The sequence below is a fragment of the Corynebacterium tuberculostearicum genome (assembly GCF_016894265.1).
GTDB lineage: Bacteria > Actinomycetota > Actinomycetes > Mycobacteriales > Mycobacteriaceae > Corynebacterium > Corynebacterium tuberculostearicum_D.
In genome coordinates this window covers 656,081-680,255 of sequence record NZ_CP069791.1, presented here as the reverse complement: position 1 = coordinate 680,255, position 24,175 = coordinate 656,081, and the positions used below count along the sequence as shown (strand labels likewise).

The 24,175-nt window shown below is 60.3% G+C and carries 17 protein-coding genes; 1 reads left to right on the top strand and 16 read right to left on the bottom strand.

Going from position 1 to position 24,175, the window contains the following annotated elements:
- Positions 1–49: 49 nt before the first annotated feature.
- From I6J28_RS03425 to I6J28_RS03365, 13 genes are all read right to left on the bottom strand, one after another.
- Entirely contained in the window at positions 50–1,606 is a 1,557-nt protein-coding gene (locus tag I6J28_RS03425) for an acyl-CoA carboxylase subunit beta (RefSeq protein WP_204610793.1), read from the bottom strand.
- On the bottom strand, positions 1,581–6,287 hold the full coding sequence (locus tag I6J28_RS03420; protein ID WP_204610792.1) for a type I polyketide synthase: 4,707 nt from the start codon (positions 6,285–6,287) through the stop codon (positions 1,581–1,583). Before I6J28_RS03420 ends, I6J28_RS03425 begins: the two co-directional genes overlap by 26 nt.
- Positions 6,288–6,366: 79 nt before the next feature.
- Positions 6,367–8,079 carry an AMP-binding protein gene (locus tag I6J28_RS03415; protein WP_204610791.1) on the bottom strand — a complete coding sequence of 571 codons (1,713 nt, stop codon included), beginning with the start codon at positions 8,077–8,079 and terminating at the stop codon, positions 6,367–6,369.
- A 59-nt stretch (positions 8,080–8,138) separates the two neighbouring features.
- Positions 8,139–9,053: a cutinase family protein gene (locus I6J28_RS03410; protein ID WP_204610790.1), complete on the bottom strand. Its 915-nt coding sequence runs from the start codon at positions 9,051–9,053 to the stop codon at positions 8,139–8,141.
- A gap of 22 nt (positions 9,054–9,075) precedes the next feature.
- Positions 9,076–9,510, bottom strand: a complete 435-nt coding sequence (locus tag I6J28_RS03405; protein ID WP_204610789.1) for a hypothetical protein — start codon at positions 9,508–9,510, stop codon at positions 9,076–9,078.
- Positions 9,511–9,512: 2 nt separating this feature from the next.
- Complete coding sequence (locus tag I6J28_RS03400) at positions 9,513–11,459, bottom strand: alpha/beta hydrolase-fold protein (RefSeq protein ID WP_204610787.1); 1,947 nt, start codon at positions 11,457–11,459, stop codon at positions 9,513–9,515.
- Positions 11,460–11,597: 138 nt separating this feature from the next.
- Positions 11,598–12,998: an NAD-dependent succinate-semialdehyde dehydrogenase gene (locus tag I6J28_RS03395; RefSeq protein WP_204610785.1), complete on the bottom strand. Its 1,401-nt coding sequence runs from the start codon at positions 12,996–12,998 to the stop codon at positions 11,598–11,600.
- 21 nt (positions 12,999–13,019) lie between these two features.
- Positions 13,020–14,165 carry an HNH endonuclease signature motif containing protein gene (locus I6J28_RS03390; protein ID WP_239454650.1) on the bottom strand — a complete coding sequence of 382 codons (1,146 nt, stop codon included), beginning with the start codon at positions 14,163–14,165 and terminating at the stop codon, positions 13,020–13,022.
- A gap of 159 nt (positions 14,166–14,324) precedes the next feature.
- Positions 14,325–15,338, bottom strand: a complete 1,014-nt coding sequence (locus I6J28_RS03385) for an alpha/beta hydrolase (RefSeq protein WP_049377543.1) — start codon at positions 15,336–15,338, stop codon at positions 14,325–14,327.
- 137 nt (positions 15,339–15,475) lie between these two features.
- A complete protein-coding gene (locus I6J28_RS03380; protein WP_204610783.1) occupies positions 15,476–17,170 on the bottom strand; it encodes a hypothetical protein in 1,695 nt (564 codons plus the stop codon).
- Positions 17,171–17,223: 53 nt separating this feature from the next.
- Complete coding sequence (locus tag I6J28_RS03375; RefSeq protein ID WP_204610781.1) at positions 17,224–18,204, bottom strand: decaprenyl-phosphate phosphoribosyltransferase; 981 nt, start codon at positions 18,202–18,204, stop codon at positions 17,224–17,226.
- Positions 18,197–18,712, bottom strand: coding sequence for a phosphatase PAP2 family protein (locus tag I6J28_RS03370; RefSeq protein WP_204610779.1), 516 nt, complete (start codon positions 18,710–18,712; stop codon positions 18,197–18,199). Before I6J28_RS03370 ends, I6J28_RS03375 begins: the two co-directional genes overlap by 8 nt.
- Positions 18,702–20,654: a glycosyltransferase gene (locus I6J28_RS03365; protein WP_005327055.1), complete on the bottom strand. Its 1,953-nt coding sequence runs from the start codon at positions 20,652–20,654 to the stop codon at positions 18,702–18,704. The genes I6J28_RS03370 and I6J28_RS03365 overlap by 11 nt, the downstream gene beginning before the upstream one ends.
- Positions 20,655–20,760: 106 nt before the next feature.
- Here I6J28_RS03365 and I6J28_RS03360 point away from each other — a divergent pair, with 106 nt between their 5' ends.
- Positions 20,761–22,023: a DUF5129 domain-containing protein gene (locus tag I6J28_RS03360; protein WP_204610777.1), complete on the top strand. Its 1,263-nt coding sequence runs from the start codon at positions 20,761–20,763 to the stop codon at positions 22,021–22,023.
- Here the strand turns inward: I6J28_RS03360 and I6J28_RS03355 are convergent.
- From I6J28_RS03355 to glf, 3 genes are read right to left on the bottom strand one after another with little or no spacing between them, the layout of a single operon-like run.
- Entirely contained in the window at positions 22,020–22,607 is a 588-nt protein-coding gene (locus I6J28_RS03355; RefSeq protein ID WP_204610775.1) for a three-helix bundle dimerization domain-containing protein, read from the bottom strand. The genes I6J28_RS03360 and I6J28_RS03355 overlap by 4 nt on opposite strands.
- Before the next feature lie 58 nt (positions 22,608–22,665).
- Positions 22,666–22,872, bottom strand: coding sequence for a hypothetical protein (locus I6J28_RS03350; RefSeq protein ID WP_049377535.1), 207 nt, complete (start codon positions 22,870–22,872; stop codon positions 22,666–22,668).
- 40 nt (positions 22,873–22,912) lie between these two features.
- Complete coding sequence (gene glf, locus I6J28_RS03345) at positions 22,913–24,109, bottom strand: UDP-galactopyranose mutase (protein WP_040425343.1); 1,197 nt, start codon at positions 24,107–24,109, stop codon at positions 22,913–22,915.
- Positions 24,110–24,175: the final 66 nt, after the last annotated feature.

Sequence of the window (24,175 nt, the reverse complement as noted above, 5' to 3'; positions counted from 1 at the left end):
AACTCCTTCACTAGGATTAGCTCTTTATATGCTATCCAAGCACAAGGCATTACATCGGGGCAATAGTGTGCTTCTTCGGCAGATCGCTTTCCTGCTTGGTGGCCAGTTGGCGCAGTGCCTGACGGAGCGCCAACCGGGACTGATTCGGCTGAATCATCGCGTCTAGATAGCCGCGCTCGGCCGCGACATAAGGAGCGGTCATGGTCTCATCGTAGAAGTCCATGAACATCTTCTTGGTCATTTCGCGCTGTTCCGGGGTCTCGGCGGCCTCGAGCTGCTTACCGGCGATCATTACCACGGCAGCGGCCGCGCCCATCACGGCGATCTGCGCGGTCGGCCACGCCAGGTTAATATCGCCGGTCAGGTTCTTCGAGCCCATTACCGCATAGGCACCGCCGTAGGCTTTGCGCACGATGAGCGAGACCTTCGGCACGGTGGCTTCCACCACGGCGAAGGCAAACTTGGCGCCGCGGTGGATAAGGCCCACCTTCTCCTGTTCCACGCCCGGCAGGTAGCCCGGGGTATCCACTACGAAGACCAGCGGAATATTGTAAGCATCGCAAATGCGGATAAAACGCGCGCCCTTATCGGCGGCGTCGGCATCAATGCAGCCCGCAAGGTGCATGGGGTTATTGGCCACAAAGCCGACGGTCTTGCCATCGATGCGGCCGAAGGCGGTAATCATATTAGGCGCGAAGTTCTCTTGAATCTCAATGAGATCCTCGTCATCGCCCAGCTGGGTCAACAAGTCCATCATGTCGTAGCCGGCATTAGTGTCATCCGGCATGAAGGCGTTGAGGTCTTCGTCTTCGGCCACCTCGGCGTCGGCAGGCGCAGCGAACTCCGGCGACTCATCAAAGCAGGTCAGCGGCAGGTGGTCGAGGAGATCGCGGACCATATCAAAGGCGTCATCCTCGGAAGGGACGACTGCCGAGACATTGCCGTTGAGCTCCTGCTGGCGAGCACCGCCCAGCTCGGCGGAGGTAATATCCTCACCGGTAACCTCACGGATGACGTTCGGGCCGGTGACATACATTTCCGCTTCCTCGTCCACGGCAATGACAAAGTCCGTGGTCACGGGAGCATAGACGGCGCCACCGGCGGACTTGCCCATCATGATGGAAATCTGCGGGCTACGGCCGGACAGCGGGAGCTGGCGGCGGGCGATCTCGGAGTACATGGCCAGCGAGGTCACCGCATCCTGGATGCGGGCGCCGCCGGAATCCTGAATACCGATGACTGGGCAGCCAATCTTGATGGCCATGTCCATGACCTCGGTGACTTTCTTGCCAAAGGTCACGCCGACTGAGCCGCCGTAGACGGTCTTATCGTGGGCGTAGATACACACTGGGCGGCCAGAGATGCGGCCATAGCCGGTGACCACGCCATCGGAATAAATGGCGTCAGGGTCACCCGGGGTCTTGCCCAAGGAGCCGGTTTCGACGAAGGAACCCTCATCTAGCAATTCATTGATGCGTTGACGAGGCGTGGTGCGCCCAGCCTCGTCGCGGCGCTTGCGGGAGCGCTCACTGCCTGGGTCCTGCGCCTTGTCCAGACGCTCGCGCAGGTCAGCGAGTTTCTCAGCGGTTGTCTGCTTGGCCGCCACGTATCTTCTCCTCGATCCATTCGTCCATATGCTTGCCCACGATGCCGATGGCCGGCTCGTCTGGCACTGCAAGGTGATCGCCTTGCAGCTGCACAATTTCTAGATCCTTAACGATAACTCCCCAACCGCCGTCGGGGTCAATCTCAGCGTAGCGCGGCTCCAGCTCAATCGCACCGTCGTGCATGCGCTCGGAACGGAAAAGCAGCACCGGCACGGTGACATCGGCCCAGCGATGGAAGTCGATCTTGGCCAGAATCTGGTTATCCACGAAGGAAGCGCGCTGGTGTTCCAGTACGCCGGCGGCCAGGCCGTGCTCAGAGGCGTCGGTAGTAGCGAGGAACTCCGCCAGCATGGTCATGAGCGCATCTTCGCCCATGGTCTCAAGCATCTCGTACGGCGGCTCGAAGTCCAGGCCATAGGTCTTCTTGGCAAAGGCCGCGTAGCGCTCCCACCGGGCGCGGGTTTCTTCCGGGGTATCCGGCGCTGGGTTCGACGGCTGGGTGGTATCCAGCAACGCGATGAACGCCACATCCGCCGAATCCTGACCGCGCTGGGTGCGCTGATGCAGCTGATAGGCCACCTCGTAGGCCAGCGCGCCGCCAAAGGACCATCCGCCGAGAACTACCTTGCGGCCGCGAGCGTAGTGCAGGATGTCCTCGATATAGGCCTCGGCACGCTCCTCCAGCGAGCCTTCGATGCGCTCTACGCCGTAAACCGCCACATCTTCGGGCAGGCGACGGGTCAGTGGCTGGTAGACCACAGTGGTGCCGCCGGCTGGGTGGAACATGAATACGGCAGGACCATCAGCCTCGCGCAGGACGCGGATATTGCCTTCTACCTCGGTCTCCAGTCCTTCGCGGACGAGGTCGGCCAATGTCTCTAGCGCCTCGGCCTCGTGGACCTGCTGGGCGGTGACCTCGATGCCGACACGTTCGGTGAGGCGCTCGGCAATCTGGGCGGCGACCTCATCGCTCACCTCAGGAAGCGCCGAGGTAACGCCCGCCGCGGCCTTGCCGGTGAAGGTGGCCCAGGTACCAAAGACCATGCGCTCCGAGGCATCGCGCGGGGCAACGCCGACGCCCTGGCCGGGCTCGTCTTCTTCTGGTGCAGGAGTATCCGCAGAAGCAATGTCGCTGGTATCCACGCTGCCGCCGGCTACGGCCTCTTCCACCATGGCAATGACGTCGGCCAAAGAGGCGTCGCGAAGCGCCTGCACCTGCAGCGGCGGAATCTGGAAGTCATTTTCCACGCGGTTCTTAATGCGCATGCCCATCAGGGAATCCAGGCCCAAGTCAATGAGCGGCAGCTCGCGCGGCAGGTCAGAGACGTCGTAGCCCATGGATTCCGACACGATGAGTGCGAGGCGATCCTCCACGGTTTCCTCCGCGGGATCCCAGCGCACGGCATCAACCTCTGCGGTTGCCGCAGGCTCGCTTTCAGGCACATCGGCCACGCCCGGGATGGGCGCCGCGCCCAAGTCCAAGGCGGAGGCAAAGCCTTCCGCCAAGAGCTCCGTCTGCGCGCCACGGACGGCGTAGACGGCTACGGACATACCACCGATGGACTGGCTTACCACCGTGGTGACCTCACCGCGCGGTGGCAGGTCGGCGTGCTCCTCGGTGGCGATGATGCGCGCCCCAGGCTGAACGGCCTCGGCCGCGGCCTCCACGATGGCCAGCGCGGATGGCGCCTGATCCGCATTGGTGGAGAAGGCCACCTTGCCCTCTGGCAGGTTGACGCGTGCGCCCGGCAGGCCGGAAACGCCGGCCGACGGACGGGCGTTGGTCCAGAAGCGCTGGCGGTTGAACTGGGTATAGGGTGCCTCCACGCGCGCACCAGAGCCAAAGACCGCGCCAAAATCTACCGGCATGCCGGCGACATAGAGCTTGCTGAGCAGGTCCAACAACGACTCGGTGGGATCTACCTTGCGCTTCAACGCATACAGCAGCTGCGCATCGGCCTTGCCCACGGCGAAGGCGGTGGACATGAGGCCCATCAGCGCCACCGGGTTCGGCGAGATTTCTACCAGCTGGGTGTGGCCGGCGTTGAAGGCTGCCTCGGTGGCATCCTGCAGATAGACCGAGTGGCGGGTCATGCGCAGCCAATAGTCCTCATCGTGGACGGTGGTACCAGGGCGATAAACCTCGCCCTTATCCACGGAGGAAAACAGCGGGGTGTGCAGCGGCTTGGCCTCCATGCCGGCGATGGCTGCATGCAGCTCGCCCAGGATGGGGTCCACGGCCGAGGTATGCCCTGCGGCCTTCACATTGAGTGCACGGGCGAACTTGCCCTCGCCGTCGAGCTTTTCCACCAGGTCCAGCACCTCTTGGCGCGGGCCGCCCACGGTGGTCATTCCGGGGCCGGTGTACACGGCGGGTTCGATATTGCCGTCGAGCGCGGCAATATCCTCGGCCGAGAGCTCTACGACGGCCATGGCTCCTTGCTCGGCATCGCTTAGCGACGCCTCCCCCTCACCCATCAACCGCGCACGGTGGCAGGCAATGACCATGGCGTCCTCTGCGGAGATGCCGCCTGCGGCATAAGCCGCGGCAATCTCGCCCATGGACATGCCGATCACGCCGGCCGGGCGCACGCCAAAGGAAGCGAGCAAGTCCGTCACTGCAATCTGAATGGCGGTAATGGCCACCTGGGCGGTCTCGGTGTCATAGGTTTGGGCATCGTCGTTGACGATATTCAGGATGGACCAGCCAGACTCAAAGTCCACGATGGCATCCAGCTCTTCCAAGCGAGCCTTGAACTGCGGCGAGAGCGCAATCATGTCCTTCGCCATCTTGCGGTGCTGAGAGCCGAAACCGGAGTAAACAAATACTGGCCCCGGAACGTGCGGGGAATCCGCAGCGGCAATGCCGACGGAGACCTTGCCTTCAGCTACCTGGCGCAGGCGCTTGACCGCTTCCTCGGTGGAGCTAGCCGTCACGACGGCGCGGGAACGGGAGTGGTTGCGGCGGGCGACAGTTCGGGCGACGTCGACAAGCGCGGGCTCTTCCGCCTCAATGAAGTCTGCCAACAGGGCCGCAGCGCGTGCCCGGCGCGAAGGCAAAAGGCCAGAGACCGGCAACGCCACCGTTTCGGTGGAAAGCTGCGGCGCGCGTTCGGCCGGGGTACCGCGGTAATCGGTGAGTACGACGTGCGCATTGGTGCCGCCGAAACCAAAGCCAGACACACCCGCAACCTTGCGCCCGGAGTACTCGGGCCACTCGCGCGGATCCTCGACTACCTCGAGGTGCTCGGCCTCGAAATCGATATAACGATTCGGCGCCGAGTAATTGATATTGGCCGGAATTACGTCATTGCGCATGGCCTGGATGACCTTGATAAGGCCGACCACGCCCGCGGCGGATTCAGAGTGGCCGATATTGGTCTTGGCAGAACCGAGCAAAATAGGAGTTTCGACCCCGCGGCCCGCACCGAGCACGCGGCCCAAGGCGGAGGCCTCGATTGGATCGCCCAGAATGGTGCCGGTGCCGTGGGCCTCGATATAGTCCACGTCCTGCGGATTTACGCCCGCATCAGCATAGGCGCGGCGCAGCACATCCTCCTGTGCCTCCGGGTTCGGGGCGGTCAGGCCATTGGAGTGACCATCGGAGTTGACGGCTGAGCCCTTGAGGACGGCCAGGATATCGTCGCCGTCGGCTTCCGCGTCCTCCAAGCGCTTGAGCACGAGGACGCCGGCGGCGTCGGCACGCACGATGCCATCGGCGTCGTCCGAAAAGGCGTGAATGGCGCTCGTTGGAGAGGTAACGCCCAACTCCGAGAACGCCGTGGACGCGTGCGGGGCGGCCAAGATATTCACGCCGCCGGCCAGCGCCACGTCCGCGCTCCCCGTGCGCAAATCCTTCATCGCCTGGTTCACCGCCACGAGGGAGGAGGAGCAAGCCGTATCCACGTTGATGGAAGGGCCGCGGAAATCCAGGGCGTAGGAAATGCGATTAGCCACCACGGCGGAAGAAATGCCGGTCAGCGCATACGGGTGCATCTCGGCGGAATCGGCACCGATGAGCATGCCGTAGTCATTATTGGTCGATCCCATATACACGCCGGTCTGCGTGCCACGCAGCTCATTGGCGGGAACACCAGCGTTTTCTAGCGCTTCCCACACCAGCTCCAACAGGATGCGCTGCTGGGGATCCATGTTGGCGGCCTCTAGCGGGGACAGGCCAAAAAATTCCGCATCAAAGGACGCGATGTCTTCGATATAGCCGCCGTCGGTATTTTGCTGGGCGATCTTCTCGCTCATGACCGGATCAGCGGAGTACTCGGACCACCGGCCTACTGGCAACGGGCCGGTGCCTGCGCGGGATTCCGCCAACATAGACCAGAACTCTTGGGCATTCTTAGCACCCGGGAAGCGGCCGGAAAGACCAATGACCGCAACGTCAGATCCCTGCGCGATCCGCGGCGCGTGCTCTTCCGGCTGGGGCGCCGCCGGTGCGTTCAGCAGGCGGTCCGCCAGCAGCTCGATGGTGGGATACTCATATGCCACGGTGGCATCGAGGCGGGTGCCCAGAAGGTTTTCCAGCTCGCCGGATAGCACTACAGCATCCCGCGAGGAGAGGCCATAATTTTCCAAAGGCTTGGAATCTAGGATCTCTTCGGCGGAAACACCGGTGGCCTGGGCGACCCAGTCACGCAGCCATGCTCGCAGTTGCTCGATGGTCATAAAAAGGTCTTTCGTTACGGAAAATTACTAAATGGCGTAGGGGTATATCGCTATATTTTGTCACTTTGTTAGCGATATATCAGAATCCCACATAATTCTTCTTGGCTACGCGGCGCGCAATCTTGCCGGAGGACGTGCGGTTGATTTCGCCAGGTGCCTTCCACACGATGTCATCCGGAGTAATGCCATGGTGGGCAGTGACCGCGCTGCGAATGGCCTCGGTTGCCTCGGCATCGCCGGACGGCTGCGCATCATCGGCGCGCTCCACCAGCAGGACGAGGGACTCAGAATCATTGCCTTCCACGGAAAAGGCTGCAACGGAATCCGGGCGAACCTGTGCGGAAGCTGCTTGCACCGTGCCCTCAATATCCTGCGGATAATGGTTGCGCCCAGCAATGACGATGAGATCCTTCAGGCGGCCCGTAATGTACAGCTCACCATCCACGATGGTTGCCAAGTCTCCGGTGGCCATCCAGTAATCGTCTTCCGGCAGGCCATCCTGCAGGCGCTCACCCAGCGTATTGCGGAAGGTCGCAGCAGTTTCCTCTGGGCGGTTGAGGTAGCCGGTGGCCATATTGGGACCGTGGACCCAGATTTCTCCGATAACGCCGTCCTTCACCTCGGTGCGAGTTTCCGGATCCACAATGGCGAGGTGCTGGTGCGGCACGCACTGTCCATTGGAGGCGTAGGCAACGGTATCTTCGGATTTATCCTCAATGACGGCGCGACCTGCGGCCAGCTCCGCGCGGTTAAAGTGCGCGATGACCGGGCGCTTGTCAGTTTGCGGGGTAGACACAATAAGTGCTGCCTCTGCCAGACCGTAGGCCGGGCGCAGTACGGAACGGTCCACGCTGAAGGCATCGAGGAAGGAGTCCACGGCCGATTCCGTCACCGGCTCGGAACCAATAATGATGCCGTCCACGTGGGAGAAATCCGCGTCCTTGGCGTGGCGCGCGGCAAGTTCCAAGGCAAAGTTCGGGATAGCGGTATAGGTGGCCTGTTTGCCGGCTGTCACGCGCCGGACCCAGCGATCCGGGTGCTGGATGAAATCGCGCGGGGTCATCACCTCGAAGTCGAGGCCCAAGATGGTGACAAATACGGCCAAGATGATGCCCATATCGTGGTGCATCGGCAGCCAAGAAACGATGCGGGCCGGCATCTGCAGCTGCAGGGCCTGGAAAATCTGCGCCACGTTGGTGATAATCGCGCGATTGGTGAGCTCCACGCCGGCCGGGGTACGGGTGGAACCGGAGGTGTACTGCAGGAACGCAGTATCCTCTGCGGTTCCCTCCACGGGAGTCCAGGAGGAAGCCAAAGAATCCGGCAGGACATCAAGGGAAATGATGCGCGGGCGCTCACGTTGAGCGGAAAAGTACGTGCGCACGGCCGCCGCCGATACGCGGTTAGTCACCACGATGGACGGGTCACAGTCACCAAATACGGCCTTGAGGTGGTCCGAGTGCCCCGGTTCGTTGGGGTCATACAGCGGAATCGGCACCATGCCCGCATAAAGAGCACCCAAGAAGCCGAAGACGTATTCCGGCGAATTACCAGCCAAGATGGCCACGCGGGTACCGGGCTCTGCCATCTGCTGCAGGCGCGCCGCCACCACCTTGATGCGGTTATTGACCTGTGCGCGGGTAAGCTCCCGGCAGGTTTCTTCCTCACCGTAGATCCACTGGCGCATGACCACGCGGTCTGGGTCGGTTTCCGCTTGGAAGAGCTTCTCTGCCAACTGGGCCAAGGTGAACTCGGGTGCTAAGAACTGCCCCATCTGCGCTTTTAGATCCATCGATTCTCCTTAGGTAAATGGTTTCGTTAATAAAACTATCGGAGTTGGGGGAATGGTTGTTACGCGGCGTCGATAAGCTGGCGGGCCCAGCCCACTACCCACTGGTTGGCAGTCGTGCCATCGATAACGCCACTATTGGAGGCGTACTGCGCATGCACGCCATTCGCGGCAATCAAACCCTGCGCGCGCTCTAGTGCATTGGTCACGTTAGGCGGGGCATCACACACCGAATCATTGGGCGCGCAAATTTGGAAGGTGCGATCCGCGAGGCTACCGAACCCATTCTGGCGCGCACCACGCATGGAAGCACCCGGCACGATGGGCTGCACCAATCCGGATACGGGCTGAAGGGCAATTTCTGCACCGACGCCACCCACCTTGCGGCCTGGGTTTTGCCCGACGCCATTTTGGCGGCGGCCGTCTGCGATAAGGGCCACGCCTGCGATGTTTTCCGCCGGAACCACGCCCTGGCCGCCACCAATCTCATCGGCAACGTCGCCAGCAATCACCGCGCCCTGAGAAAAGCCGCTCAGAATGAACTTGGTAGCCGGGCAGCTTTGATGAACGCTACGCAGCTCGTCATTCATCTTGGCGGTTCCCTCAGTGCGGGAATCGTCGTAGCTCATCTCATGTTGCGCATTAATATTTTTGAATTGCGCGGTATAGGGAAGGGTCCAGACCTTCACATCGTCCCCGTAGGCCTCCTGCAACGGCTTCGTAATAGACAGCATGAACGAGCGCGGGTTGGCAGAAGGATTGATGGGGTCGTCGTCAGCCGCGGACTCCCAAGTACCCGGGGCAGAAATGAACTCCACACGGGGGCACCAGTCAGGCTGCTGCGGTTGCGGCGGCGCGGCCTGCTCCGAGGTATGCGGAGCCGGGGAATCAGTGCCTTGGTTGAAGTAACGCGACGCGCCCACGCCAATGACAGCTAATACGACGAGGGCCGCGACAACGGTAATAGTTTTTCGCATGGATTAGTTGTACCAGGTAAACCTAGCAAATCCCTGAACGTGCAGAATCCTTGATGAGCTGGGAAAGCTCCTCAAAACTCTGCGTGGTGCGCTGCTGCTCGATGAGCTGGCCGGCAACTGCAGAAATGGTGACCTCATTCTCGTCACAGGCCGCTTTACCGGCTCCAAGGAGCTGATCCTCTACGCCATCGACGTTAACGCCGGCGTCCTTGAGCTTGTCCAAGTACTTGGCCTCTGGTTCCGGCACCTCAGCGGAGGGGATTTCAGAGATCTCGCGCGCACCGCGGTCCTCTTGCGACTTAGAGGTGGCACTCTCCGAAGAAGAGGAAGGGGCCTCGGACTCCCGCTCGAGGGGCGCGACCTCGGTCTCTTGCGGCGGTTCGCTATCCACCGTGGCGGAATCGCAGCCCGCAAGACCCAAGCACAGCGCCGCGCCCACAACTACTAGCTTGCGCATAGCTACTTCTTCTCGGTCCGAACCTGGCCGAGGACCTCGCTGATCTTGCCGTGCTGGAATTCCTGGCTCAGGCCGCCAGCGGCAATCTCGGAGTAGTCAGAAGTAGGCCAGCCGAACTCGCCCTGCTCCCAGCCAGCCTGGCCCCAGCGGTCCATGATCTTGCTCTTCAGAATGTAGTGCGCACCAGTCTTCGGGGACCAGTAGATGCTGCCCTTTTCAAAGGTCTGGAAGAAGCCGCCGTTGACGGCGTTCTCACCGGACGTCGGGAAGCCGAGCGCAGATTCAGCGCCGCCCATGTCCTTGTACTTGGCGCCGATAGCACCGTGGACTACCTGGTTGGAGCCATCCGGGTTACGGGTCAGGACGCCATCCTGGAATTCCTGCATGTAGCCCTCGCCGACCTTCTTAACCGAGCCGGTCGGGTACTTCAGGTCGCCCTTTTCGTAGCCGTTCTTGCCCCAGGCCTGGAACATATCGCCGGTAATCTCCCAAGCACCGGTCTCCGGGGACCAGTAGATGGAGCCGTGCTCGAAGTGCACGAAGCGACCCTTGCCGTCCGGGGTCTTAGACTCGCCGGTCTTAGGGAAGCCCAGCCAGGAGGTAGGTCCACCGATCTCGGCGTAGCGAGCACCAATACGGCCGAAGAGGGCGTGCGCACCGGTATCCGGGGACCAGTAAGCGGTACCAGACTCGAAGTCCTGGGCCTTGCCCTTCTTGGCGACGTCGTACTCGTTATTCAAGCAAGAGCCAATGACGCCGCTCTTGGTTTCCTTGGCGATGGCGCCGATGGCCTCACAGTCCGCACCGCGATCAGCTTTGTCCATCTCGAGGGCATCTGCGATGTAGGGCCATGCCTGCTGCATCTCAAACTGCCAGTATTCCCAGCTGTGCACGCCGGATGGGCGGAACTTAATCACTGGGTTAATCTTGGCGCGCTTTGCGTAGTCCACATAGGTCTGGGTGGACATGCGGGAAATGACCTCCAAGCCCATACCGGCAAGGTTGGCCTGACCCTTGGCTACGGAGTTGGCGTTACCAAAGTCATCCTTGCCCGAACCTGCAGAGACATAGACCTTCATGTCCTTCAGGTTTTCAATGCCCAGCTTCGGATCGTGGTCGATCCAGTTTTGAGAACCTGGCTCGCCCCACATCTTGCGGGAATCATAGCCGCCGGCATCGCGCTGCGCAGCCATGATGGCTTCCGGCATGCCGCGCGTAGTGGTGTCCAGGTAACCGGAGAAGGAACCCACGAAGTTGAACAGGTGCGGGTTGCGCTCAGCCAAGTTCATCGCGGCCGTGCCGCCCATGGACAGGCCGGTGACCGCACGCTTGTGGTTCGAGCGGTACTCATTATCCAAGATGGGGATCAATTCCTTGGTGAGGAAGGTCTCCCACATGTAGCGCTTACCGCGGTCTGCCTGCTCCCAGTCCGAGTAGAAGGAAGATTCGCCGCCTACCGGCATAACTAGGTTGACGTTACGGTCAGCGTACTGGTTCAGAATATTGGTCTCGATGGTCCAGCCGGACTCATCGTCACGTGCACGCAGGCCGTCGAGCGCCCATACCTCTGGGAACTTCTTTTCCGGGTGGGAGTACCAGTCACGAGCCAGCTGGATCTGCACCTTCTGCTCTTTGTCCGGCATAGCCGCGGACTTGATGTAGACCATCAGGTGGCGGTTGGTCAGGTACTCCACGCGGTTGATCTTCACGCCCTCCGGCAGGCCCTTAACATCCGGGTATTCGGTGTTCAGCGGGGTGCGGGCGGGCGGATCCTTCGGTGCGAAGTGATCGGACAGGCTGGAATCGCCGCCGATTGCGGAAGAGAGATCGCCTACGGAAGATTGTGCGGTGGCGTTTGGCAGCAGAGCCAAACCCACGGCAATAGCGGTAGGTACTGCGGCCACTGCAAGGCCCTTGCGAGCTTTACTCGGGGAAGTGCTTTTGCGCATAGGTAAACGTCCTTGAAGATTTGCCGCGGTACCTTTCCGAGGGTTCCCCTCCCCCCGGACCGATGCCTGCGGCGTGAGCTGTCTATCGTGTGCTCAAGTTTAAGTTGAACTTGAGACTTACGCTAGACTGACACGCCGCTACATGGCCGGGGAGTTGCCCGGATTATCCTGTCCGCTCACGCGGTACAGGTGCTCGTTGACAAACTCGCCGACGCCCCAGCGTGCCAGCTCGCGGCCGTAGCCGGAGCGGTTCACACCACCGAAAGGCAGGCCTGCTGCGGTTACCGACGCCTCGTTGACAAACGTCATGCCATCGTTGAGCTGGTTTGCCACCTCGAACGCGGCATCCAGGTCGGTGCCCCAGACGGAGCTGGACAGACCATACTCCGAGTTATTGGCAATCTCGATGGCCTCTTCAACATCCTTGGCCTTGTAAACAATAGCCACAGGGCCGAAGATCTCGTTGCAGCCTACGTCGGTGGATGGGTCGACGTCGGTAAGCAGCGCAGGCTCCATGTAGGCGCCCTCGCGGTCAATCTTCTTGCCGCCTACGCGAATCTTGGCGTCACCATTGGCCGCGGCCTTTTCCAGGCGCTCCACAATCTCATCGCGAGCACCGATCGAGGACAGCGGACCAATGTCGGCATTCTCGTCGTCATAAGTGCCGACCTTCATGTCCCCAATCTTCTTTTCCAGGTACTCCACGGTGCGGTCGTAGAAGTCCTCCAGAACGATGAGGCGCTTTGGTGCGTTGCAGGCCTGGCCGGTGTTGTACATGCGGATCAGGTTGTACTGATCCAGGACCCACTCCAGGTTCTCATCATCAATAACCAGGAACGGGTCGTTGCCGCCTAGCTCCAGCACGGACTTCTTGTAGTTTTCACCGGCGGTCTTGGCCACGGCAGCACCTGCGCCCTCCGAGCCGGTCAGCGAAACACCCTTGATACGCTTATCCGCTACAAAGGCATCCATCTGGGAACCGGAAGCGTAGATGTTGATGTACGCGTCCTTCGGCAGACCAGCCTCTTCCAGGATGTCCTGGCATGCCTGGGAAGACAGCGGGCAGATGGAAGCGTGCTTGAGCACAATGGTGTTACCCAGCAGCAGGTTAGGCGCCGCGAAGCGGGCTACCTGGTAGTACGGGAAGTTCCACGGCATGATGCCCAGCAGTGGACCGATCGGCTCCTTGCGCACTACGGTCTTGTCGGCATTCTGTGCCGGCAGGTACTCGTCGGCAAGCAGCTCGTGCGCGTGCTCGGAGTAGTAGCGGTAAATATCGGCAACAATCTGTACCTCGGCCTTGGCCCAACGGGTCAGCTTGCCCATCTCGCGGCCGATGTGATCTGCTAACTCATCAATGCGCTCTTCATAAAGGTCAGCTGCGCGGGACAAAACCGCAGCACGCTCCTCGATGCGAGTGCTACGCCATGCCTCGTAGGCCGCGGTGGAGCGGTCTAGGATGTCATCGCGCTGCGAATCATCGATACGTTCAAACTGGTCTTCACTCTTGCCTGTGTTTGGATTCTCAATAGCGAACATGCGCCCCTGTATAGTCCCAACTCACATACCTTGCAATGAACCCCTCCTGAGCTTGAGGAATCGCTCCCACGTCAGTTTCCAATGAATACTCCGGGGCGCCAATGGACCTGCCGCTCGATCCACCTCATAAGTGCCATCCTCAAACATCCAGACAATATCTCCGGTAAACGGGTCCATGATGTATCGCACCCGACCATCCGTCTTCACGTTATGGTGATGCTGACACAAGCTCACCAGATTTCCCACACTGGTAGGTCCTTTGTCGCCGTACTCCACGCGATGATCCAATTGACAATAGTGTGCTGGCATCGAGCACCCTGGCCACCGGCAGGTCGCGTCCCGTCCCTGCACCCAGGCGCGGATTTCTTCTGAGGGAACATACTTTTCGACGTCCTCGGCGGTAAGAGTTCGCACCGCAGAGTCATGGGCCAGGTCCTCCCCCAGATCGCACCATCCTGCGCTAGGAATGAAGACGCGGGAAGGATCCTCCCCGGTGCGATAGGTGTTAATCACCACCTTGGTACTAGTGCGGTTGAAGATCAGACTTTCCAGCGCCTCCGCCGTTGAAACCCCCTCTTGTGCTGCCGCTTTATCAATATGTCTAGAAATTGCCGCCGCAGTGGCCTTATCTGTCTTCAACACAATCGTGGCCTGTCCACCCGAATAGGACACCGACACTGCGCGCTCGATCTGCGCCGATAAATCTGGCTTCAGCAGCCCATCAATGAATCCACGCAGGAAATTTCGGATTTCCGATTCCGTCGGCACGTGTTGTCCCGGGTCTTTGGGCGTGAGGAAATCTGCCAAGGCCGCATCAACTAGTTGGATCTGCGCTTCGTCCTCGCCGAGGGGACGCAATTCCACGTCAATAACTTGGAGTCGCGGAAGGTCCAAAATCCAGTGTTCCGTTTGCACTGCGGTAGTAAGCGGCAGTTCGCGCATCCGAAAGTGGGCTTGGATTGCACTTGATACCCGCCATCGCGAAAGACCGAGTCTCTTGGACAAAACGGCCAGTGTGCAATCAACGTCGTCTTCTAACTGTGGCAGCACTGCCTGGAACAGTTGCCATGATTGAATTCTTTGCACCATGGCCATGACACACACGGTGTCTTCCATGTCATTGGTAGAAAAATACGCCTGTTTTGGTGGTGCGGTAGCAGTAGTCACGAAAGCTCCCCCTCTGAATAATTTCGCACACCCAATCGAACTGACACGCCTAGATTAGCGCAATGCCGAGACGCCCGCAATAGTTAGACGTATATTTGTTCGATACCCTTCGCAAAAGAAAATCCCCTTTCCTTAAGAAAGGGGATTCGGCCGCAAGAATTACCAAGCGTTCATGACGTTAAGCACCTGTGGCTTAGAGCGGTTGAGCTGGTAGCCGAACTGCTCCCAGTTGTGCAGACCCTGTGCCGGGTAGTCCACGGTCGGGTTCAGGCCCTGCAGGCGAGCGGCACCCTCCCACACGCGGGTGGTGATATTCGAGCCGAACTCGAGCGCGGCACCGGCGGCCTGGTGCTCCGGAAGGTAGTGGCTATCGCCGGCGCCTGGGACACCAGAAGCTGCGGAGATGTACAGGTTGGTATTGCGCAACTTCGGAATAAGCAGCAGCGGATCGTTCTGGAAACGCTTCGGGTTAAACAGGGAACCGTACATAGCGTTGATGTTGAATCCGCCCGCATCCAGCATGGCAAAGCGCATCATGGTCTGAGCGCCTGGGACCGTGGTGGTCAGGAAGCCGGAGTAGGACAGCGCCTGACGGAACTGGTTCGGGTGCTTTGCAGCCAGGGTCAGGGCGGCACCGGCGCCCATGGACAGGCCAGCAATGGAGTTGTTGTTGCGGGCAACACCGAAGTTGCGCTCCAAGTAGCCAGGAAGCTCGCTGGTCAGGAAGGTCTCCCACTTGTAGTTGACCGGATTTTCCAGGTCATAGGTAGCAGGACCCTGCCAGTCAGCGTAGAAGGAAGCAGCACCACCGACGGGCATAGCGAGGGTGATGTTGTGCGGCTCGTAGGTCTTGGCAGCATTAACGTCATTTACCCATGCGTTAGTGCGATCGGTGGCACGCAGGCCATCTAGCAGGTAGAGGGCAGCATTGCCGCCGCGCTTTGCCGGCTGAACCTGCACCGGGATGGTGCGGCCCATAGCCTGGGACCATACGTCGCAACGCTGGACCCACCAGCCAACCTTGTCCCACTCACACGTACCAGTGGCGTCACGGCGCAGCCAGTCGCGGTTGGCTGCCTCTGCCGGCTGGGAACCTGCCACGACGGCCAGGCCCAAAGCTACGGCAACTGCCATGATGACTGAAAGGACGCGACCCTTGATGGATGCAGTCATCTTTCTCCTTCAAACTACTCGGTGATTGTCACTAAGTTCTATCGTCCGGAACCTGTATACCGTTAACGTCACGGATCGATAACAATGTCACAGAATAGTGTAACTTAGGTTCCCCCTAAAGTCTGCATCTAAAGGAATTAGCGCAGGTAGTCAGAGGGATCAGAAGAAAAAGTGAGGGTCCGACCATCGGTCAGAGAGAATTTAATATTTTTCCAGAAACGGTCCCAAGTTAGGGGTTCCCTGTATGTGGCGAAGAGTTTCTGAAAATCGGCGTCGGCAAGCGCGGCGCGAGCCTTGGCCGCCTCGTACTTATCAATCCACGCCGGGATCTCGTCGATATCGGCGGCGGAATCTGCCACCTGCCACGACATATCCAAGCTCTTGTCGTGCCCAATGCGCCCGCCCTCGATGCGCGGCTGGCGCGCCGCCAAAGGGTTGCTGAGGCCGATATTGTCCAGCACGCGAATATCCAGCGGCGCATTCATGGAAGACAGGCCCAAATTGAGCAGGTAAACGGTCGGCGGATCGGTGCGCGAAGGGTCCGCAGGCGTGGCCGTCCACGAGAACCTATCTTCGCCCTTGATATAGCGGAAGGTCATGGCGTCGCCCGCCTCTAGCTCGTCGATGCCCTCCTGGTAGTCCTCCATAAACTTGGCGCCGAGGAACTCTTCGGCCCGCATAGGAGGATCCTGGCGCTGGGTGGCATAGGTCCAAAAATCGCGCTCGTCCACGATGGAAATTTCATCCGCATAGATGCTGCGATCCACCGGATGCCCGCGCAGAACGATAACCAGCGCCCACACCGCACAGAGGACGGAAACGATCCACATGCGTACGCTAACGACAAAGATCGGAAGCAGAATCGCAAAAAGTGGCAGCAGCAGCATGCGGCCGTGCATAAAGTCTCCACCCACGCGCAAGACATAAAGCGTATGGATGAGCGCCGCACCTACAAAAAGATACGTGGCAATGGCGGTGGATCGGAGAGCCGTGGGGCGCAGGTCCGCCTTCCACAGACCCGCAATGGCTAGCACGATGAGCGGTAGGAAGAGCCAGTACGGTCCGGCAAAGTCCGCCAGGTAGGTAAAGCCCTTGCCCCATTCGGAACCGGCCGCGGACTTGGCCACGGCCGTGTGCGGGGTCAGTAGGCCGTAGTAACCCATGCGGAAAATCTCATAGGCCAACGGCAGCGGCACTGCGACGGCAAGAATCTTCCACCAGCGGTGGGATACGAGCAGCACGATTCCCACCAGGCCGCCGTACAGAGCGAGCTCTGGGCGCACCAGCCAGGACAGCCCAGCCCAGAAGGCGAGCCAATAGGCGTCGCTATTGCTCCCGGAGTGGCGACGCGGGCGCGACCACCGCAACAACAGCCACCACAGCACCGCAAGGTAGAAGATGCACAGACCCCATTCCAAGCCGGAAGTGAAAAAGTCGCGGGCCGGTGGCAGGGCCACATACACAAGTGCGCCGGCCGGAAGGACGGCGCCAGAGCGCATGCTTGCCGACGCCCCCGTGCCGACAACCATTGCTGCTACCGCCAAGAAGAGGCCCAAGTAAATGGCGATGCCTTCCAGGTTTGCGTGGGAGACCCAGCGCACGAGGAAGATGAGGTACTGCCACAGCGTGGAAGTATTGGCCTCCACGCGCTCGCCCATATTGAACACGGGCCCGTTTCCAGCTTCGAGATTGCGCACGGTACGCAGGACGATGAGGCCGTCATCGGAAATCCAGCGGCGAGCGAAGCCGCCCCAGAAAGATAAAACACCGATCACAAGAACGACCGCTGGGGCACTCCAGCGGGCGATACTCTTGTGGTCGGTGTTAAGCACGGGGAGAAAGTTTATCAGCCCCGCAGAAAATTTCTATATCGATTCCGCTGTGTCTAGAACAACGGCATGATATAAACCGCCATTGCGATGCAGGCGAGCCAGGCCAAGGCGAGAACCTGCAAAGTGCGGTCCTCGAGTGCAATCTCATCCGGTGCGCCGCCCTGGCCGCGGTCCACATCGGCCGCGTAGCGCAGGATGGCGATAGTAAACGGCACCATGGAAATCTGGTACCACACGCCACCGGTCTGGGCGTCGTTAGCGAGCTCGAAGCCCCACAAGGTGTAGCAGATGACCACTGCGGTGGCGGCTAGGGTCCACACGAAGCGCAGGTAGGTGGGCGTATAGCCCTCCAGGGATTTGCGGATTTTCGCGCCAGTCTGTTCTACCAACAGGATCTCCGAGTAGCGCTTGCCGGAGGCCATAAACAGCGAGCCGAAGGCCGCCACCAGCAGGAACCACTGGGAAAGCTCGATGCCTGCGGCTACGCCACCGGCCATGGTGCGCAGCATGAAGCCGGAGGACACCAGCGCAATATCGATCACCGGCATATGCTTCCAGCCAAAGCAATAGCCCAACTGCAGTGCGATATAAATTGCCATCACGATAGCCAGCTGCGGCCCGGCCGTAGCGAGGAAAGACAAGCCGATGGACAGGCAGATGAGCACCACGGCCATGACATAGGCGAGCTTGATCGGTAGCACACCCGAGGCAATCGGGCGGAAGCGCTTGGTCGGATGCTCTTGGTCCTCTCGCCAATCCTTCGCATCGTTAATCAGGTAAATGGAGGAAGCACCGAGGCAGAAGACGACGAAGGCCAAGAGGACGTCGAGAAGCACGCGGCCATGGAACAGCGCTTCGGCGCCGGCCGCGGCGGGGGCGGCCAGCACCAGGACGTTTTTGACCCACTGCTTGGGGCGCAGGGCCTTAATCATGCCATCGGCAAGATTCTTCGGCGGCTTGCGCTTGCGGCCGGTGTCTACGCCAGAGGTGTGCGGCTCCGAATGGAAAAAGTGCTGGTTTCCATCATCACTCATGCTTCATTCCTTTCATCACGACCTCCGCGGTAGCAGCGCCGATGGCCGCGCCCACGGCCGTATCTGTTGGGTAGTGCACTCCGAGCACCATACGCGATGCCATCATTACCGGCACGCCGAGAAGGGGCGCCTTGCGGCCGGTAAGGCGGCTTACCGCCACCAGGAATGCGGTGGTCGAAGTCGCGTGCGAGCTGGGAAAGGAGAGCTTGGAGGGCGTTTTTACACCCACGCGCACGTAGGGATAATCCGGGCGCTTGCGGCGCACGATGCGCTTGAGCACCACGCTGGCGGCGTGCGCGAGGAAGGCGGCGGCTCCAACACGGATCCAGCCTTCGCGGCGGCGCTTGTCGATGCCCGCCCCTACCGCAGCGCTGCCCATCCAGCCCAAGGCATGCTCGCCCCAGTGGCTAAGCCCGCGGGCGGTGGGAAGCACACCGGGCACGTCGAAGGCCGCATTTTGGATGGATTCGAGGACGCGCGATTCTGCTACGGAAAGCTTATTGGGCATCGAAGACCTTCTTCCAGGACTCGCGCGAAGTCAGCTCCGGCTGTGCCGCGCGGTATTCGGCGCGCAGGTCGTCGAAGTTCTCCTCGATTTCCTTCAGCAGCTCGCGGGTCTGGGTCACGAGGTCCTTGGCTAGGTCGCGATCACGCTTGCGGAAGGCGACGCCGGTGCCACCCGCGGTGGAGACGGTGGCCGAATCTACGCGGGACAAGGTGAACCAGCGGGCCTCGTCCGGGGTGAGGTTTAGCTGCGGCGCCTCATGGTGCGCAGCGTCTTCCTTACTGACGAGGTGCTTGAGGCCCTTGATGGCCCACGGGATCTTCTTAATCTTGGCCAGGCGGCCGCCGATATTACGGGTGGGCACGCCCGGCGCGCCGGTGGGAGCTGGGAGCTCATCGGCGGATTCCAGGATGACGGCATCGGAGTAGTTCTTGCGGATCTGCGCGATGCGCGGCAGCGAAGACTCCAGGATGTCGAAGAGATGGTCCGGTCCGGCCAGGAAGTCTCGCATGGCCTCAATTTGGATGGCCATGGTGGAGTATTCCATGCACATGGTGTGCTTGAGGGTGGACTTAAAGATGGACTTGGTAATGCCCTTGGCCGGCCCCTCGTGGTACATCGCGGCAACGATGAGGCGGTTGCGCAGGTGGAAGTAGGCCTGCCAGTCAATGGCATCGTCCTTATCCGCCCAAGCCATGTGCCAGATAGCGGCACCCGGCCAGGTCACCGTGGGGAATCCGTTGCGCGCTGCGCGCAGGGAGTACTCGGTATCGTCCCACTTGATAAACAGCGGCAGCGGCTGGCCGTTGGTTTCTGCCACGATGCGTGGGAAGAGGCACATCCACCAGCCGTTGTATTCCACGTCAACGCGGCGGTGCAGCGCGCGGGAATCGTACTTCTTGGGATCCAGGTGAGTCTCGCGGGTGCCGATGGCGCGCAGCGGGTACTTGGCAAAGTCGTGGTCGTAGACGGCGTGCGGCGCCGCGCCCCACATGAAATCGGCACGGTTAACCTGTTCGCCGGTGGTGCGCAGCTGGGAGCGCTCCTGCAGATTGAGCATCTGGCCGCCGACGATAATGGGCTTAGCCGCGTAGCGGGCCGCCTGAACCGCGCGCAGCACGGAGTCCGGCTCGATGGCGATGTCATCGTCCATGTACAGGATGAAGGGCGATTCGGTATTCTCCAGCGCCTCGTACATGATGCGGGAGTAGCCGCCGGAGCCGCCCAGGTTGCCTTGGCGGAATTCGCGGAAGCGCTCGCCAAAGTGGGCCACCGCCTCGTCGTACCCCGGCTCATCGGCCGGGTGCTGGTTGCCTTGATCCGGCATGAGGACGAAGTCGATGATCTCGTCTACCACCGGGTCCTCGGCCAGTGCCTTGAGCGCTGCCACGGCATCGGTCGGGCGGTTAAAAGTGGGGATGCCGACCGCCACGCGCTTGTCCTGCGCTGGTTGCTCGGTGCCGTCCGGCAGCAGCTGTGGGCCGGGGGCGTGGGGGGAGCACCAGGCGGCGTCAGCAAGCGTGGTTTCCTGCTCGGCGGTGATATCGAACCACAGCCAACCGCCATCCTCGAAGTTTTTAAGCGGCAGCTCAAACTCGTGGTGGCCGGTGCCTACCAGGTGGTTGGCCACGGAAATGCGCTGGCCATCCTGCTTGGAGCGGTAGAGGGAAATATTTGCTTGACCCTCAATGTCCAGGCTGAGGATTACGGAACGCAGCTGGGACCAGCGGCGCCAGTAGGAAGCTGGGAAGGCATTGAAGTAGGTTTCAAAAGATGCTTCCTCACCGGCCGGGATGGTGACGGAGGTGCGGTTAAACCAGCTGAGGCGTTCGCGGTTTTGCTCGGCTTCGATGAGGTAGAGCATCCGCACATCAAAGGGCTCGCCGCGCTTAGGCAGCAGGATGCGCTGCAGGGGCTCATGGGCCTGGGTGTTGTTGGCAGTCACGATAGCTTCGATTCTCCAAACGGTATAAACAGTAGTCAGCGATTTAGCGTAGTTGCTTTTGCATAAGTACTACGGTTTACACGCGGAGCCCGTATTATGGAACATCATGAGATGGGTTCCTTGCGCGGCAGCAGTAGGTCTTCTCGCTGTAGCCAGCGCGCCCGCCGCTATCGCAGAGGAAAAGCCCGCGGTGGAGTTTCTAGACCACGCCCAAATCCTCAGCAATTCGGACGAAGGGGCCATCAAATCGCAAGCCCAGTCCATGCATTTGCCGGATTCCGTGCACGAGGTCCTCTACGCTACGTATCCGAAGTCGGGCGAGGAATTTTCCCGGACTCTATTCCATGACTTGGAACGCGAGCATCCACATTTCATCAACGGAAGTGGGCTACAGAAAAATGTGCTCGTCATCGCGGTAGGTTTTGAGCCCAATAGTATGGCCGTGCACTGCGGCACAGAGGTGTGCCAGGACATCAAGATTTATGACGAGGGCCGCGTGGACGGCATCTTGGACCAGATGCGGCCTGCGCTGGCGGACGATGACTATACCGTCGGCATGATCCTGGCTACGCGCGCCGACGCGGATACTACCGTGCGCCGGCAATCTATGCAGGATGTGCCCACGTGGTCCGTATTCATCGCAGCGACTATGGTGCTCGTAGTTCTGGGCGCGGTTGGCCTCATTACCTACTTGTTCATCCGCCGCGCCCGAGTGCGCAAGCGCTTCGATTATATTAAGGGCGCTCGCGACGGGGCTGAGGAACTCATCAAGCGCACGGAGGCACGGATTGACGCCCTGCATTCCCCCTTGGCGGGCGACTACCTGAAGGTGCAGTGGCGCTCTCTGGTCAATCAGTACACCGATGCGCGACCGGCGCTCAAGGCGCTGGAGAACATCCAAGACTATTCCCTGCACGCCGCCTCCATCAAGGAGGCATACAAAGCGCTCAAGCAGATTAATACGGCCGCAGCACAGATAGATTCCCTAGAAAATTTCTGCGCCGGCGATACTGCGGTGCGCGCGGGCGAGGTGCAATGGCTGCTTGGCGACGCCCAAGCGGCCCTCTCTCGCCAGCCCGACAACGCCAGCTTGCGCCAGATAACGCAGCGCATTAATGACCTGTCCCAGGATCTGTCGCGAGAAGACTTCGACTCCGCCTTCGCTCGCGTCCTCGAGGACTACCACCCCATGGTGGGCGCGCTGCCAGAAAGGCTATATCCGCAGCGCGACCGCAAAACTCCCCCACTCCTGGGCACGCCGGAATGGCGCCCCGGTATGGGCACGCACTACATGCCCTATAGGTTTGCGGGCTTCTGGGTGGCTAATAATAACGTCTCCTCCCAGCTGCCCGACCCGTACCGCTTCTAGGCGTTGACCGGTTCGGCTACCGGGTCAATGCCCAGCTTGTTGAGCATGTAGAGTACGCGGGCTTCGAGGTCATCAGCCAATTCGCGCGCCTCCTCCACGGTATCCGCGGCAGGAATATCCCAAATTTTGATGTCCTTGCCTGCCTCATCGCGTTCTACCTCGCGGCCCAAGAACACGATGTAATCCGGCATCGCTACCGTGCGCACCTCATCGAGGTACTTATTCGGGGCTTCCCCCATGCCGCGCTCGTTCATGACGTAGGCAAGGTGGCCTTCCGCTTCGTTTTCTGGGTGAGCAACGGCGGTATCTACAAAGAGGGCTTCGCCGGCGTGCTTGCGGGTGAGTTCCGCTGCGGCTTGGGCCAGCGCATTATTGGCACCGGCGGCAAAACGTACGTGCAGGCGGTGAGCACCGAAGTAGTCGCGCACCTCACGCTCCACCAAAAGCGGCACGAATTCATCGAGCTCCGCCTTCTTGGTGTGCTTGGCAATAACCTCATCGAGCTTGGCATCGATTTCCGCGGCCGTGTACTCGTGGCCGTAGTTCTCGTGCAGATCCTGGCGCAGGGTTTCAAACTGGTTCATTGTTATCCCCTTTCTCGGATTATTGTCCCGTTTGCTAATTGTTAACCTGTCGTTAACTTTAATAGTTAACGTTGGGTAAAGTCAAACGGTTGGGGATAACCCAATAGTTTTCTGCACCGAAAAGCGGAAAGGCCCGCCGGGAGTTCCGGCAGGCCTTCTTGGACTGTTCCTTCTTTTTATCGGGAATGCGCGATGCCCGGCTACGCAATTTCAAATGCTCTTGCAGCCGCTCCGGCGACATTTTCCACATGCGGCGGTCAGCCATGCCGTCACCTCCTTTCCTCAGAGGTGATTAAGCATAGCGCTTAGTGGCCACGCTCCTGTTCGATAGCCTTGCCCTCGTTCCAAAATGGTGCGAGCTTATTATCAAACATGGACAGCGCGGAACCGATAGCCATGTGCATATCCAGGTACTGGTAGGTGCCCAAGCGGCCACCGAAGAGAACCTTATTATCCTTCGACTCCTGAGCGGCGAGCTTACGGTAAGCCTCCAGCTTGGTGCGGTCCTCTGGGGTATTGATGGGGTAGTACGGCTCATCGCCCTTGTCGGCGAAGCGCGAATACTCCTTCATGATGACCGTCTTATCCTTCGGGTACTTATCCTTGCGCTCCGGGTGGAAGTGGCGGAACTCATGGATGCGGGTGTAATCCACGTCCGCATCGTTGTAGTTCATCACCGGGGTGCCCTGGAAGTCGCCGGTATCCAGCACCTCCAAGTCAAAGTCTAGGGTGCGCCACCCCAGCTCGCCCTCGGCAAAATCAAAGTAGCGATCCAGTGGGCCGGTGTAGACCACGGGCGCATCTGGGGACTCGGCGCGCAGCTCTTCGCGCACCTCGAACCAATCGGTATCCAGGCGGACCTCAATATTGTCGTGGTCAGCCATGTTTTCTAGCCATGCCGCGTAGCCGTCGACCGGCAGGCCCTCATAGGTGTCGTTGAAGTAGCGGTTATTGAAGGTATAGCGCACCGGCAGGCGGGTGATATTCGCGGCTGGCAGCTCCTTCGGATCTGTCTGCCACTGCTTTGCGGTGTAATCGCGGATGAAGGCCTCATACAGTGGGCGACCGATGAGCGAGATGGCCTTTTCCTCCAGGTTTTGTGCCTCTTCCGGGGAGAATTCGCCGGCCTGGTCCTTAATGAGCTGGCGGGCCTCATCCGGTGAGTAGTAGCGGCCAAAGAACTGGTTGATAAGACCCAGGCCCATTGGGAATTGGTAGGCGGTGCCATCGTGCATGGCAAACACGCGGTGCTGGTAGTCGGTGAAATCGGTGAACTTATTGCAGTAGTCCCACACGCGCTTATTAGAGGTATGGAAGAGGTGCGCACCGTACTTGTGCACCTCGATTCCGGTGGTGGGTTCGGCCTCGGAATAGGCATTGCCGCCGAGGTGATTGCGGCGCTCCACAATGAGCACCTTCTTATCCAGCTGGCTAGCGGCGCGCTCGGCAACCGTTAGACCAAAAAATCCAGAGCCAACAACGATGAGGTCATAAGAAGTCATGGCCTCCACTTTATTGCACTACGGCAGCTGACACGGCGCATCGGCGTGTCGCAACAGATTTCACAG

Excerpts from the sequence above, each read along its gene's own strand:
- I6J28_RS03420 (WP_204610792.1), bottom strand. The coding sequence starts at position 6,287 with ATGACCATCGAGCAACTGCGAGCATGGCTGCGTGACTGGGTCGCCCAG.
- I6J28_RS03415 (WP_204610791.1), bottom strand. The coding sequence starts at position 8,079 with ATGGATCTAAAAGCGCAGATGGGGCAGTTCTTAGCACCCGAGTTCACC.
- I6J28_RS03410 (WP_204610790.1), bottom strand. The coding sequence starts at position 9,053 with ATGCGAAAAACTATTACCGTTGTCGCGGCCCTCGTCGTATTAGCTGTC.
- I6J28_RS03405 (WP_204610789.1), bottom strand. The coding sequence starts at position 9,510 with ATGCGCAAGCTAGTAGTTGTGGGCGCGGCGCTGTGCTTGGGTCTTGCG.
- I6J28_RS03400 (WP_204610787.1), bottom strand. The coding sequence starts at position 11,459 with ATGCGCAAAAGCACTTCCCCGAGTAAAGCTCGCAAGGGCCTTGCAGTG.
- I6J28_RS03395 (WP_204610785.1), bottom strand. The coding sequence starts at position 12,998 with ATGTTCGCTATTGAGAATCCAAACACAGGCAAGAGTGAAGACCAGTTT.
- I6J28_RS03385 (WP_049377543.1), bottom strand. The coding sequence starts at position 15,338 with ATGACTGCATCCATCAAGGGTCGCGTCCTTTCAGTCATCATGGCAGTT.
- I6J28_RS03375 (WP_204610781.1), bottom strand. The coding sequence starts at position 18,204 with ATGAGTGATGATGGAAACCAGCACTTTTTCCATTCGGAGCCGCACACC.
- I6J28_RS03370 (WP_204610779.1), bottom strand. The coding sequence starts at position 18,712 with ATGCCCAATAAGCTTTCCGTAGCAGAATCGCGCGTCCTCGAATCCATC.
- I6J28_RS03360 (WP_204610777.1), top strand. The coding sequence starts at position 20,761 with ATGAGATGGGTTCCTTGCGCGGCAGCAGTAGGTCTTCTCGCTGTAGCC.
- I6J28_RS03355 (WP_204610775.1), bottom strand. The coding sequence starts at position 22,607 with ATGAACCAGTTTGAAACCCTGCGCCAGGATCTGCACGAGAACTACGGC.
- I6J28_RS03350 (WP_049377535.1), bottom strand. The coding sequence starts at position 22,872 with ATGGCTGACCGCCGCATGTGGAAAATGTCGCCGGAGCGGCTGCAAGAG.
- glf (WP_040425343.1), bottom strand. The coding sequence starts at position 24,109 with ATGACTTCTTATGACCTCATCGTTGTTGGCTCTGGATTTTTTGGTCTA.